Origin of the sequence: Gordonia aquimaris (assembly GCF_026262595.1) — a bacterium.
GTDB lineage: Bacteria > Actinomycetota > Actinomycetes > Mycobacteriales > Mycobacteriaceae > Gordonia > Gordonia tangerina.
Map to the genome: position 1 here is coordinate 167,332 of NZ_JAPKFM010000004.1, position 13,780 is coordinate 181,111.

The window sequence follows — 13,780 nt, forward strand, 5'->3', positions numbered from 1 at the left end:
GCAGCGGCGTTGTTTGTGTCCAGGTTTTCGGTCGGTCGTTGCGTATATGTGGAAAAGTGCGTGCCTTTCCGCACTTTCGGGTGGCGCGAAAGGCCCTGGCCGTCCCTGATTGTGGGCACAGAATTTTCATATGGATGGCACTTTTCTGCACTTTGTTGGCGCAGCGGTAGGGCGCGAGCGAGGAAGTGGGGTAAGAGTCGCTGTGCGGGGCAGCCGGCTGCGGCAGGAATGGGCAGGGAATTGTCGGCCGCCGGTGGGGTCGGCGAGTTCGATCAGCGGTGTGCTCGGCGATACCAGGTGTTTATCGGGTGTTCAGCAGCAGCTTCCATGTCGTCGGCCAGTGTTGGCGGGTGATGAAAGGGGCGATCACGCTGGCGATCATCATGGAGATCGCGATGCTCAGCACGGAGAGCGCGGCGTTTGTGCCCAGACTGTCGAGTTGGTGATCGGCGGTGATGGCGCCGCTGACCGCCACGAATCCCATCGATCCGGGAACGATGAGCCAGAAGGAAGGCAAGAACACCGCAAGCACGCTCGGTCGGCCCTTCGCATACGCGTTGATCGTCCACGCCACGAGCAGCGCGGTCCCGATGGCCACGCCACCGGCGAACGCCGACGAGATCGCATTCACCAGAAAGTGATTGAGCCAGAAGGTGCCGACAGTCAGAGCGAGCACCCACAGCCACAACCGCCGTGGCGTGCAGAAGTACAGCATCGTGCCGAGACCGAAGATCGGTGCTGCCGGCCATAGCACCCACGATGGTGCCTGCGAACTCGTCAGGTCCTGTAGGTCTGCTGACGTGAGTCCGACGATGTCGATCGCCAACGCCAATCCGAATGCCATGGACAGCAGAACGACGAGCGAATAGGCCAGACGTGTTGTGCCCGCGATCATGTCACCCGCGGTGATCTCGATCAGAGCGGTGGCCAGTGCTGCCCCGGGGATCAATGTCACGACCGGTATCACCGCCAGTCGAACCGGATCCGGCAATCCACCATGGACCGCCCACAACGTGATCACAAGCGCAGACAGAAAGGTCAACAGCACCGGCATCAATGCCGCCAGCGCGCCTTTGACGTTGGACCACAGCAGGATCGTCGCCGCCGGTATCGACACCAGTACCGCGGCAACGGTAGCCGCGGCACTCATCCGGAAGCAGAAGGCGAAGCCCAGCGCCATCAGCGCGTACCCGACGCCGCGGACGAGCGGATTCACCGGCGGCCGCGAATCGGCGATCGCACCGAACTCATCGATGGCCTGGCTGATCGGCACACCGGCCTCCCGCAGGCGGTGCACCAGTGCCTCGGCTTCGGCGATCTGGTCGAAGCGGTACATCGAACCCGTGTTGGCCATCCGCACCCGGCCGGCCGACTCGTCGAGCGCGATGATGTAGTTGGCGAACACCTGGGTCGCGATGTCGTGACCGTAGGCCGTACAGATGTCGTGAATCACCTGGGTGATCCGCGGGACCGGATACGACGATCTGTTGAGAGCGTTGCCGACCTCGACGATGAGGGTCAGCATCTCCGCGGTGTCTGGGCTGTCTCCGTGCTCGGCAGTGTGGTCTGACGTCATCGGGTCAGATCGAGAAACCGCCGCGGTTGATCGCCGACTTGCCCTCCTTGAGGACCAGCAGGATGTTGGCGTGGTCGGTGAGGGAATCGATGTCGGCGAGCGGGTCACCCTTCACGACGACGATGTCGGCGAGTTTGCCCGCTTCCAGGGTGCCCAACGTGTCGTCGACGCCGCACAGCTCGGCGGAGGTCTTGGTGGCCGCGACGAGCGCCTGCATCGGGCTCATGCCGCCGAATTTCACCAGGCAACCGAGTTCGCCGAGGTTGTCGCCATGATCGGGGACCAGCCCGGCGTCGGTGCCGACGGCGACCTTGATCCCGGCTTCCACCGACGCCTGGATCGACTCGTGGGCGAGCGCGTGCCACTTGGTGCTTTTGGCGACGGCCTGCGGGGTCGCAGTGTCGGGCTTGAGCGTCTCGATCAGCGTCGGAACCAGGAACTGTCCGCGCTGGACCATCTCGGTGCGCAATTCGTCGGTCAATGCGTAACCGTGCTCGATGCTGTGTGCGCCGCCCTGCACAGCGGCTTGGATGCCGGCGAGGCCGATGGCGTGGGCGGCCACCTTACGGCCTCCGTAGTTGGCGGCCTCCTCGACGAGCGCCGCGACGATCTCGGTGCGGGCACCAAGCCAGTCCGGGTCATCACTGGGGGAGGTGACGCCGCCACTGGAGGCGACCTTCAGCAGGTCGACGCCGTCGCGCAGGAGTGCGCGGGCGTGACGGCGTGCTTCGTCGACCGAGTCGACGATGAGTCCGCCGATCAGCCCGGTGCCATCGAGTCCGGACGGGATGTGGAAGTCGGCGTGGCCGCCGGTCTGACTGAACATTTTGTCCGCGACCAGCAGCCGCGGTCCTTCGATGATCCCGTGGGCGACCGCGTCGCGGACCCCGACGTCGACACCCATCAGGTCGCGGACCGTGGTGACGCCGGCACCGATGGTGGCGGTGAGGCGGTCCAGGATCTCGAAGTAGCGGTAGGACTGGGGGACCATCGCGGCCATGATCGGCGAGCCCTTGGTGCCGGGCAGCGACAGGTGGACGTGGCAGTCGAAGAAGCCGGGGGTGACGGTGTTCCCGCCGACGTCGATGCGGACGGGTGTGGTCGACTCGTCGACCTGTGGGGCGCTCGAATTGCTTCCGGCGTAGGTGATCTTCCCGTCGTCGATGACAACAACAGCGTCGGAGACGGGATCGGCTCCGGTGCCGTCGATGAGCCGGGCGTTGTGCAGGATTAGTGTCGTCACACCATCGGTGTACGCGATCGATGCAGAGATCTCAGCATCCGACGACACATTTCCGCCCGGTAGCCGATATCTGGCACAAAACAGACGTTCGTCGGCGCCGATCGACCGTCTGGGCGCCGGCCCCGAGCCGGCGGAACCTCGTCCGACCGAGGAGCCGCACCGGACGGCAGCGGCCCCCGGTCTGGGGCGAGCATGCGCCTCGTCTCGCGAGCCCACTTCTGCTCCTGCGAGTTCTCATCCGCTCGCGGGCGCCGAAATCTACTCGCGGACCGTTTGGCTTCCATCGGAGGAGGTCGGGGCTCACACTTTCGCCGGCTGCGGCTCCCACAGGTCGGGGTCGACCTTGTTCTCCAGCGGGATCTCTCGGATGGCGGTGCCCTCGACGTCGACGTTGGGCAGGATCTTGTCCAGCCACTTCGGTAGCTTCCAGGCGGTGTCGCCGAGCAGGGTTATCACTGCCGGTACGACGATCATCCGGATGATGAACGCGTCGAAGAACACCGCTGCGGCCAGCGCGAAACCCATCATCTTGGCGATGGTGTCGGGGGCGAGCATGAACGCCGCGAACACCGAGATCATGATGACCGCTGCCGAGGCCACGACGCGGGCACCGTGCTGGTAGCCGATGATCACCGAGTCCTTCGCCGACACCCCGTGCACGTATTCCTCGCGCATGCGGGTCACCAGGAACACCTGGTAGTCCATCGCGAGACCGAACACCACACCGACGAGGAAGATCGGCAGGAACGAGATGATCGGTTTGGTGTGGTCGATGATCCCGAAGTCGCCCTCCTGGAAGATCGCGACCGTCGCACCGAAGGTGGCGCACACCGAGAACAGGAAGCCGACGGTCGCGATCAGCGGCACCAGTAGCGAGCGGAACACGACCGTCAGGATGATGAACGCCAGGCCCACCACCACGATCAGGAAGGGGATCAGCGCCGAGCTGAGCTTGTCGGAGATGTCGGACATGATCGCGGTCTGACCGCCGACGTTGACCGTCGCACCGCCCGGATCTGTCGCGGCGAAATCGCGGATCTGCTCCATCAGCTCGTGAGTGGCCGGACCGCTCGGTGACTGCTCCGGCGTCACCGAGATCAACGCGGCAGTCGCACCCGACTGGGTGTCGGCCGGATTCTGGCCGTTGCCGACCCACGTGATCTGCGCCGGGTTGGCGACATTGTCGAGGGTCTTGACGTGCGCCACCACCTCGGCGGCGGCCGGGGCGACGTCGCCACCCTGGGCGTCGCTCACGGTCACCAACAGGGGCCCGTTGATCCCCTCACCGAATCCCCGCTGCAGCAACTGGGTGGCTTCGTACTCGCTGTCGGTGGTGGACTCCATGCCCAGTTCCATCTTCGTCATCGGGATCGCGGCGATGGCCAACAAGACCAGCCCGATGATGGCCACCGGCAGCGGATAGCGAGTGATGAACCGGGCGAACCGCAGACCGTTGGACGGCTGCGAGTCGGGCTCGTCGCCGTGCCGGACACCGGGAATCCGGGGTGTGAACGCGAACCGGCCGAATGCACCGAGCAATGCCGGGATGAGCGTGATCGCCCCGAGCACGGCGATGAACACCGCCACCGCGGCCGCCACACCCATCTGGGTGATGAACGGGATGCCGACCACGCCGAGCGCAGCGACGGCCACCATCACCGTCAGACCGGCGAACACCACCGCCGACCCCGCAGTGCCCACGGCCCGCCCGGCGGACGCCTCCCGATTGCCGTCGAGATTGAGCTCCGAGCGGTAGCGCGACACGATGAACAGCGCGTAGTCGATGGACACCGCGATGCCCAGCATCGTGATGATCGTCGTCGCGCTCTGCTGCACGTTGATGAGCTCGGCGCTCAAGGTGACCAGCAGCATGGTGATGCCGACACCGAGAATGCCGGTGACGATCGGGATGAACGCGGCGATCAATGCGCCGAACGCGACGATCATGATGATGAAGGCGACGGCGAAACCGAGCAGTTCCGAGGTGCCGCCGGCCTCGAAGACCTGCATCAGCGATCCGGTGCCCTCCACCTGCAGGCCATCGCCGCGGTGTTCGGCCAGCAGCTCCTTGAACTGCTCCATCTCGGCCGGCGTCAGGTCCTGCATGGGGATGTTCTGGCTGATCTGGATCAGACCGACCCTGCCGTCGTCGCCGAGCACCGCAGCCGCCATGGCGGGGTCCTGTTCGGCGACGGTGACCGGGTTGGCGACGGTTTGCGGGTCGATCACCTCGGGCAGCTCACGCGCATCGGCCACCAACGCGTCGATCTGCTGCATGTGATTGGCCAAGCCGTCGTCGGCGGCGATGAGGATGCTGGTCGAGGCTTCCATCTGCCGCTCGTTGATGGCGGGGAAGTCCTCCTTCATCACCGTCATCGCCCGATCGGAGTCGGTGCCGGGCAGTTCGAAGTCGGTGGCGAACTTCGGCTGCACCGCACCGACGATCGCGCCGAATGCGATCAGCACGGCGAGCCATGCGCCGATCACCGACCACTTGTGTCGAAATGTGAAACGGCCGAGCCGGTACAACCACAACGCCACGGTCAGAACCTCCCCTTGGATGTGAGGGTCAGGGTAGTCGGCGGAGCGGACACGGCGATGTGACCACGGGCACACCAGGGCGCTGCCCGATTCCTATGATGAGCCCATGATCGTCGTCCTTCGTCAGGAGTGCCACCGTGACCGATGAGACCACTGCGCCGACGGGCGTCGGCCGGGCCCGGCAGAACGAGATCTACACCCAGGGCGTCCACGGTCGTCGGCCTCGTGTGCCGACCGATCACGCCGAGCTCGAGCGCCGGGCGCGGTCGGTGATGTCGAAGCGCGCGTGGGCCTACATCGCCGGGGGCGCGGGCGAGGGCTCGACGATGACGAGCAACCGGGCGGCCCTCGATCGGTGGGCGATCGTGCCGCGGGTGCTTCGCGACGTGTCGTCGCGCTCGTTGCAGACGGAACTGTTCGGACGGACGCTACCGGCTCCGGTGCTGTTCTCCCCGGTCGGCGCGGGTGCACTCGCGGCCCGCGAGGCCGACGTGCACATCGGCCATGCGGCCGCGGAACTCGGGGTGCCCTACATCTTCTCCAACCAGGGCAGCGCGCCGATGGAGCGGGTGGCCGCGGAGATGGACCGGGTGCGGCCGGGCGCGCCGCGTTGGTTTCAGCTGTATTGGTCTACCGACGACGACCTCGTGGACAGTCTGCTGGCGCGCGCGGAGAAGATGGGGGCCGACGCCGTGGCGGTCACCCTCGACACCACCATGCTGGGGTGGCGGCCGCAGGACCTGAATATCGGGTCGTTGCCGTTTGCGCGCGGTGAGGGGATCGACCAGTACACGTCGGACCCGAGGTTCACCGAAATCGTCGCCGATCGGGTCAGGGCCGCGGTGGGGGAGCGTCCGGAGATCTCGCTCGGCGCGATCAAGACCTTGTTATCCATCGCGCGGAACTCGCCGGGACGCCTGCTGAAGAATCTGACGGCGCCTGAGCCGCGGACCGCGGTGCAGACCTTCCTCGACATCTATTCGCGGCCGTCGCTGAATTGGGATGACATCGCCGGGCTCCGGGATCGGACGTCGCTACCCATCGTTCTCAAGGGGGTGCTGCACCCCGACGATGCGCGCCGGGCGATCGATGTCGGGGTCGACGGGATCATCGTCTCGAACCATGGTGGCCGTCAGGTGGATGGTGCGATCGGGTCGATCGACGCCCTGGCCGCCATCGCGCCGGTGGTCGACGGCCGGATGAGGGTGCTGGTGGACTCCGGAATTCACACCGGCGCCGACGTGTTCAAGGCGCTCGCGCTCGGCGCGGACGCCGCGTGCATCGGCCGCCCGCACATGTACGGGCTGGCGCTCGCCGGCGCCGACGGTGCGCGGGATGTGGTCGCCAACATCATCGCCGAACTCGACCTCACCCTCGGCCTGTCGGGCCACACATCGGTCGCCGACGTCACTCGCGAAGCGCTACAGCAGATTTCGTAGTACGAACACGCGAAATTCGCATGTTCGTACTACGAAATCGCCGGGAGGTCAGACCAGCGGGCGTCCGGTGCGGATGCGCCAGCGGACATCCCACAGGAAGAAGTTGAAGGGGAACTCGCGCAACACCTTCGGCAGGTGATCACTGATGGCCTTGGCGGCCTTGTTGTGCGCGTTGAAGACCCGACGCTTCCACGGCGTGAACTCGAGTCCCATCTTGTCGCGGAAGTTCTCCGGCAGGAAACCGATGGTCAGCAACTCGAACCACCAGCCGAACAGGAAGCTGAACCAGCGCGGCATGAACTCGGCCCGCACGATGGAGATGAGCATGTCGCGGATGACGGGATCGATCTCGAAGGTTTCCACGGTCTCGTCCCAGTAGGTCTGGAAATCCGCGCGGGTGGCCGGCCACATCTCACGCGGGACCTGCAGCGTGGTGCCCAGCACGGCGCCGTTCTGGTAGGCCTCCTCGGTGATGTCGGCGGGATCGCCGTAGAAGTACTGCATGTCCTCCCACCCCTTGTAGAGGCAGGCGGCCACCCAGAGCTGCAGCTTGGGATCGAACGCGTTGTACTTGACCGGGCTGTCTTCGGTGGAGCGGACCTGTGCGTGCGCCTTGCCCACGGCCTTGCGGTACAGGCGCCGATCCTTCGGCGTGCCCATCACGGCGACGGCAAGGTAGCTCAGGGTGGTGCGGGTGCGCTTGATGGGATGCTTGAAGAGGTTGCCGCTGTCCACGCGGCTCTCGTAGACGCCGTATCCCACTGCGGGCATCGCGAGCTGCATGATGACGTTGGCAGGTCCGGCGAGGGCCGAGATGCCCTTCATCTCGTTCTGGCGCGTCGGCAGCGCGTCGAGCTCGCCACGGGTCATCCGCGCCTGCGGCGGGATGTACTCGGTATCCGGGTCGACCGCGGCGAAGGCGGGTGGCAGGTCGATGTCATCGACGAGTGGTTCGGTGCTCATTGAAACCCCCTGTTCGAGCCGCCATCTGACTACGGCTGTTGTCTTTTTCATTGGACATTGTCAAGCTGGTCGATGTCAAGCGCCGACGGCGCCGGTGACGACAGTGTCAAGATGGATGGGTGGCGAGTACATCCGGTGAGACGAAACCTGCCGACGCTTCCGCAGGTGAGAACCTGCGCGCTTACGGTGGCGAAGACGGAGGCATCCGGGTGGCCCGACGGCGGGCGACACTGATCGACGCCGCGCTGGAATTGCTGGGTGCCTCGGACGGCGGCTCCATCACCGTCCGCGGGGTCTGCCGGGAGGCCGGCCTCACCACCCGCTACTTCTATGAGAGTTTCGATTCGATCGAAGCGCTGGTCGCCGCGACGTTCGACGGTGTCATCGGGGAGATCGCCGAGCTGGGAGTGGCCGCATTCGATTCCGGCGACGATGTCGAGGGCAAGGTCCGTGCTGCTGTCGGGGCCATTGTCGCGGTGATCGACGAGGACCGGCGTAAGGGTCGACTGTTGTTCTCGCAGGCGCTGCTGAGTCCGACGATCGCGGCCAAGCGGATGGAATCCACCGAGATCTTCGCCGCGCTCACTGTGCAGTCGGCGTCGGGCGTGGTCGAGTTCAAGTCGCGTCCAAGGGGGATCGCCGCGGCGCACTTCCAGGTCGGTGGACTCGGACGCGTCCTCGCGGCCTGGCTGGAAGGGCATCTCGACCTCGATCGGGAGGGCGTTGTTGACGTCAGCGTGGGGTTGATGATGGCGCTGGCCGACGGTGTGGCGCGCTTCGACTAGTGCCGGATGCGGGCCGCGGGACCGGCTACGACTATGTTGGACCTCATGACTAGCGGGACCGGCGACACCGATGTGCGTCCGGAGTCCCTGGGGCAATGGCGCGACTACGGCGAGTCGACGCTGCCCGTGCCGCTGGCGGCCGCGCTCGCGGCATTCGCCGAGCATGGGTACCACGGGACGTCGGTCCGCGAGATCGCTGCACGTGCCAACCTCTCGGTGCCGGGGCTCTATCACCACTACCCGTCCAAACAATCCCTGCTCCAGGGTCTGCTCGAACGCACGATGACCGATCTGCTGCACCGTTCCGAGGTGGCCATCGCCGAGGCCGGCGACCGGCCCGTCGACCAGTTCGATGCCGTCGTCGAATCGTTGTTGCGGTTCCACATGTACCGCCGCGAGCAGGCGTTCGTGGGCTCTACGGAGATTCGCAGCCTCGACGACGGCTACAAACCCACCTACATCGGCCACCGCGACCGGCAACAGCACATGGTCGACGAGATCGTGTTCGCCGGCGTCGAGGCGGGCGACTTCGCGACGCCCTACCCCAAGGACGCCGCCCGCGCCGTCGCCACCATGTGTGTCGGAGTCTCGACCTGGTTCAAGCTCGACGGCGAACTCGGGGCCGACGAACTCATCGCGCGCAACCTGGAACTGGCCCGCGCGCTGGTCGGCTATCGAGCCGACGGCGCCGTCTGATCTCCTCGGGTTGACCTGAGCCCCATCACCTGGCAAGGTGTCGATCGCCGAACGATCGCTCGGTCGGTGCCACCCGGTGAGGAGATGCGATGTCCGTTGACCTGCGTTACGACGACGATGTGACCGAAGTCGTGGAGAAGACGACCCGGTTCGTCCGCGACTATGTCCTGCCCCTGGAGAACGAGCACCGCGGGGACATCAACGCCGCCGGCGGTGACGATCTCCGACGGGAGATGAATGCCAAGGCCAAGGCCGAGGGCATCTTTGCGCCGCACGCACCGGTGCAGTTCGGCGGGCTCGGCCTCAACATGTCCGATCGGGCGCCGGTGTTCGCCGCTGCAGGCTATTCCACTTTCGGGCCGATCGCCCTGCACATCGGCGCCCCCGACGAGGGCAATGTGCACATGCTGGCGCACATCGCCAGCGACGAGCAGAAGCAGAAGTATCTCGCGCCACTGGCCGCCGGCGACGTGCGGTCGGCCTTCGCCATGACCGAGCCGTCACCGGGGGCGGGTTCGGACCCCAATGCGTTGAGCACCGCGGCGGTGAAGGTCGACGGCGGATGGAAGATCAACGGCGAGAAGCGGTTCATCACCGGTGCAGAGGGGGCCGGCTTCTTCATCATCATGGCCCGCACCGCCGGTGCACCCGGTGATCGGGGCGGCGCCACCATGTTCCTGGCCCCCGCCGACACCCCGGGCATCTCCGTGGACCGCCACATCGTCACGACCGACCGGTCGATGATCGGTGGACACTGTGAGGTCAGCTTCACCGATGTGTTCGTGCCCGATGAGGACATCCTCGGCGAGGTCGACGAAGGATACCGGTATGCGCAGGTGCGCCTCGGCCCGGCGCGGATGACCCACGTCATGCGGTGGTTCGGATCCGCGCAACGCTGCCACGACGTCGCCGTCGACTACGTCTCCAAGCGTGAAGGCTTCGGCGGCAAGCTCGGTGACCTCGGCATGATCCAACAGATGGTGGCCGACAACGAGATCGACCTCGCCGCCAGCATGGCGTTGCTGGTCAAGGCATGCCACGAACTTGACGCCGGCAGCCACGCCTCCAACGAGACGTCCATCGCGAAAACCTTTACCGCCGAAGCATACACCCGTATCGCCGACCGCAGCATGCAGATGTGTGGCGGCCTCGGCGTGTCCGAGGACCTGCCGATCGCCCGACTGCAGCAGGAGTTGCGGCCGTTCCGCATCTACGACGGACCCTCGGAGGTACATCGCTGGGCGATCGCACGGCGCGCCATCGGCCGGGCGAAGAAGGCCGCCCAGGCGGTGGCCGGCCGATGAGCGAGCATCCTGCGCTGGATTCCACGCTGCTGCGCGACTTCCTGGTCCGCGAAGGCGTCGGGGTCGTCGGCGACCTTCGGGTGGACCTGATAAGCGGCGGCAAGTCCAACCTCACCTTCAGTGTGCGCGACGACGAATCGCATTGGGTGGTGCGGCGTCCGCCGACGAGTGGGCTCACCCCCTCGGCGCATGACATGAACCGGGAATGGGCGGTTACGAGCGCGCTGCAATCCACCGACGTGCCGGTGGCGCCCGCCGTGGCCATCGACTCCGACGGCGAGGTGCTGGGAGCGCCGTTCACAGTGGTGGAGTTCGTCGACGGCCGGATCATCCGTACCGACGACGATCTGACGGCGCTGTCCGACGATGAGATCGACCGCAACGTCGACGGTTTGGTCGACACCCTGGTGCGGCTGCACGCCGTCGACTTCCGGGCCGTCGGTCTCGGCGATTTCGGTCGACCCGACGGGTTCGCGGCCCGGCAGGTGAAGCTCTGGGCGCGGCAATGGGGGCACGTCAAGACACGCGACCTCGACGATGTGGACCGGCTGGTCGCGGAGTTGAGCGAGCGGATCCCGGCCGAGGCCGACACCACGATCGTGCATGGAGACTACCGCGTCGACAACACCATCCTGTCCGCCGACGACCCGGGAACTGTTCGGGCAGTGGTGGACTGGGAGATGTCGACGCTGGGTGACCCGCTGACCGACATCGCACTGATGTGTGTGTACCGCCGCAAGGGGTTTGACCGCGTCGTCGGGTTCGACGCAGCCTGGACCAGCGACCGGTATCCCTCCGCCGACGACATGGCGCAGCGCTACGCCACCCGTACCGGTGGCGACCTGGGTGACTGGGACTTCTATCTCGCGCTGGCGAATCTGAAGCTCGGCGTGATCGCCGAAGGCATCACCTATCGGGCACGAGCCGGTGCGGCATCCGACGGTGCGGACCGCGCGGCCGAGGCGACCGGCGATTTCATTTCGGCGGGTCTGAGCACATTGAGGGGGAAAAATCGTGTCTGACAACAAGGTTGCGCTGGTAACCGGCGCGTCGCGTGGTATCGGCGCGGCGATCGCGGAGCGGTTCGCCGCCGACGGATGGGATCTCACCATCAGTTCGCGCGGACGTGATGCGCTCGAGCTGCGCGCGGGTGAACTCGGCGATCTGGGGGCCGGTCGGGTCGAGGTGATCCCGGCGGACATGACCGACGCAGACGCGGTAGAAGGTCTGGCCGCGGCGCACCGTGAGGCATTCGGGCGTTGCGACGCGCTGGTCGTCAACGCCGGTATGGGACAGAAGGGGAAGGTCGCCGACCTTCCGGTGCGCAGGTTCGACCGGCTCTATCAGGTCAATGTGCGTGCGCCGTACATCCTGTTGCAGTCGCTGGTGCCCGTGCTGCGGTCGACCGCCGAGATCGCCGGTGCGGCAAAGGTCATCGCGGTCGCGTCGATCACGGGTGTCTACCCGGAGCCGGAGTTGTCCGCCTACGGGGCGACGAAGGCGGCCCTGATCTCGCTGTGTGAGACCTTCAATCTCGAGGAGTCGGTCAACGGGGTCAGCGCCACCACCATCGCCCCGGGTTACGTGGACACCGACATGTCCGACTGGCTCAAAGACACGATCCCGGGCGAGGAGATGATCACCGTCGGCGACGTCGCCACCATCGCCCACTCGGTGACCCAGTTGTCGCGAAATGCTGTGCTGCCCAACGTCGTTTTGACGCGGCCGGGGGAGAACCTGCACCGGGCGTGACGGGGGTCTCGATACGCAGGGCCGTCTCCTTCGTCGCCGGTCCTGCTACTCGACCGGCGAGTGGAGCGCCTCATCCGTGGACGCTCCCCCGCTGTTCGAGTGGGCGGGTTTTTCCTCGCTGTTCGAGTGGACGAGCTTCCCCCGCTGTTCGAGTCGGCCGTTCCCCCGCTGTTCGAGTGGGCGGGTTTTTCCTCGCTGTTCGAGTGGACGAGCTTCCCCTCGCTGATCGAGTAGGTGACGAGCGCAGCGAGGAGCCGTATCGAGATCACCGGAACGTGGCGAGCCCACCCTCCCGGTCGGCGAGGTGGGCGTGTTCGTTGAACGACACCACCGAGACGCCGCTGCGTCCGACGATCAGTTTCGATACCGATGCATTGACCATGGTGCGAGACAATGCGGGCCACGCGCTCGGCGGAATCTCCCACAGTTGTGCCAGCCACTGCGTGATGGTGCCGGCCGACGACACCACCAGCACCGTCTGTCCTGAGCCAGCCAGCGCGGTGGCGCGTTCGGCGGCGGCGCGCACCCGCTTGGCGAAATCGGTGAAGGTCTCGCCGGTCCCGTGCTCACCGGTTCCGCTGATCCAGTCGGCCAGCCCCGCGTCGAGGCGCTGTTGATAGCTGCGGCCGTCGCGATACTCTTCGGCGCTGGTCGATCCCACCAGGGCGGGCAGGGCGTACTCGTTCCAATCAGGGTCGACCTCCGGGGTCGGCGCACCGGGGACTTGCGCGAGAACACCCGCCAGGGTCTGTGACTGTCGCGGCAGATCGCCGCTGAGCGCCGCGGTGATCGTATCGGTGAGACCGGACAGCAGGGTACCGGTGAGGCGCGCCTGCAGCTGTCCGGCGTCGGTGAGACCGCCCGGTCCGTTGACCGGCGGCTCGTCGGAGCCGTACACACCGTACGCATTCGGATCGGCCTGCCCATGCCGCACCAGATAGATCACGCCCATGGGTCACACCCTATGGCGTAGCGGCCGACGCCGATGAGTTCGGGCTGGTGCCGCGGTCTGCACCTGCAGGTCTGTCCGCGATCGAGGAGTGTCCGCTGTGTCGACGATGGTGTTCGTCAATCTGCCCGTAGCCGACGTGGCACGGTCACGCGCCTTTTTCACCCGTCTGGGCTTCCGGTTCGACGCGCTGTTCTGTGACGAGGGGACGGTGTGTTTCGCGGTCAACGACGGTTGTCGGGTGGTGCTGCATCGGGCACAACGCTTTGCCGGCTACGCCGCGGGTGCCCTCGCCGATCCGCGGTACGGACGGGAGACGGTGGTAGCGGTGTCGGCGACATCGCGCGCCGAGGTCGATCGGTACGCGGACGCGGCGTTGGCCCACGGCGGCACCCACCTCCGTGCCGCCGAGGACCTCGGGTTCCTGTACTGCCGGAGCTTCTGCGATCCCGACGGGCACGCCTGGGAGGTGCTGTGGATGGACCCGGCGCAGATCGCCGCGGGTCCGGATGAGGCCGCGGAGGTCTGCTGA

General features: G+C 66.3%; 12 protein-coding genes. 7 read left to right on the top strand and 5 right to left on the bottom strand.

What is annotated here, in order from left to right:
* Positions 1 to 301: 301 nt before the first annotated feature.
* From OSB52_RS06060 to OSB52_RS06070, 3 genes are all read right to left on the bottom strand, one after another.
* Positions 302 to 1,576 (bottom strand): threonine/serine exporter family protein, encoded by a 1,275-nt coding sequence (locus OSB52_RS06060; RefSeq protein WP_266060738.1) that lies wholly within the window; start codon positions 1,574 to 1,576, stop codon positions 302 to 304.
* Between the two features lie 4 nt (positions 1,577 to 1,580).
* Entirely contained in the window at positions 1,581 to 2,819 is a 1,239-nt protein-coding gene (locus OSB52_RS06065; RefSeq protein WP_266060739.1) for a metal-dependent hydrolase family protein, read from the bottom strand.
* 300 nt (positions 2,820 to 3,119) lie between these two features.
* Entirely contained in the window at positions 3,120 to 5,360 is a 2,241-nt protein-coding gene (locus OSB52_RS06070; RefSeq protein ID WP_266060740.1) for an MMPL family transporter, read from the bottom strand.
* Between the two features lie 137 nt (positions 5,361 to 5,497).
* Between OSB52_RS06070 and OSB52_RS06075 the strand changes: the two genes are divergently transcribed.
* Positions 5,498 to 6,799 carry an alpha-hydroxy-acid oxidizing protein gene (locus OSB52_RS06075; RefSeq protein WP_266060742.1) on the top strand — a complete coding sequence of 434 codons (1,302 nt, stop codon included), beginning with the start codon at positions 5,498 to 5,500 and terminating at the stop codon, positions 6,797 to 6,799.
* A 48-nt stretch (positions 6,800 to 6,847) separates the two neighbouring features.
* Here OSB52_RS06075 and OSB52_RS06080 read toward each other — a convergent pair whose 3' ends face one another.
* Positions 6,848 to 7,762: an oxygenase MpaB family protein gene (locus OSB52_RS06080; RefSeq protein WP_235722862.1), complete on the bottom strand. Its 915-nt coding sequence runs from the start codon at positions 7,760 to 7,762 to the stop codon at positions 6,848 to 6,850.
* 119 nt (positions 7,763 to 7,881) lie between these two features.
* On the opposite strand from OSB52_RS06080, the gene OSB52_RS06085 reads away from it, so the two are divergent.
* The 5 genes from OSB52_RS06085 to OSB52_RS06105 all read left to right on the top strand — a co-directional run bounded on the left by OSB52_RS06085 (position 7,882) and on the right by OSB52_RS06105 (position 12,299).
* Entirely contained in the window at positions 7,882 to 8,547 is a 666-nt protein-coding gene (locus OSB52_RS06085) for a TetR/AcrR family transcriptional regulator (protein ID WP_235722861.1), read from the top strand.
* 45 nt (positions 8,548 to 8,592) lie between these two features.
* Positions 8,593 to 9,243: a TetR/AcrR family transcriptional regulator gene (locus tag OSB52_RS06090; protein ID WP_235722860.1), complete on the top strand. Its 651-nt coding sequence runs from the start codon at positions 8,593 to 8,595 to the stop codon at positions 9,241 to 9,243.
* 89 nt (positions 9,244 to 9,332) lie between these two features.
* Positions 9,333 to 10,547: an acyl-CoA dehydrogenase family protein gene (locus OSB52_RS06095; protein ID WP_266060745.1), complete on the top strand. Its 1,215-nt coding sequence runs from the start codon at positions 9,333 to 9,335 to the stop codon at positions 10,545 to 10,547.
* A complete protein-coding gene (locus tag OSB52_RS06100; protein WP_235722858.1) occupies positions 10,544 to 11,569 on the top strand; it encodes a phosphotransferase family protein in 1,026 nt (341 codons plus the stop codon). Before OSB52_RS06095 ends, OSB52_RS06100 begins: the two co-directional genes overlap by 4 nt.
* Entirely contained in the window at positions 11,562 to 12,299 is a 738-nt protein-coding gene (locus OSB52_RS06105; RefSeq protein WP_266060746.1) for an SDR family NAD(P)-dependent oxidoreductase, read from the top strand. The genes OSB52_RS06100 and OSB52_RS06105 overlap by 8 nt, the downstream gene beginning before the upstream one ends.
* Before the next feature lie 265 nt (positions 12,300 to 12,564).
* Here OSB52_RS06105 and OSB52_RS06110 read toward each other — a convergent pair whose 3' ends face one another.
* Positions 12,565 to 13,251, bottom strand: a complete 687-nt coding sequence (locus OSB52_RS06110) for a histidine phosphatase family protein (RefSeq protein ID WP_266060748.1) — start codon at positions 13,249 to 13,251, stop codon at positions 12,565 to 12,567.
* A gap of 97 nt (positions 13,252 to 13,348) precedes the next feature.
* Between OSB52_RS06110 and OSB52_RS06115 the strand changes: the two genes are divergently transcribed.
* Positions 13,349 to 13,780 carry a VOC family protein gene (locus tag OSB52_RS06115; protein WP_235722855.1) on the top strand — a complete coding sequence of 144 codons (432 nt, stop codon included), beginning with the start codon at positions 13,349 to 13,351 and terminating at the stop codon, positions 13,778 to 13,780.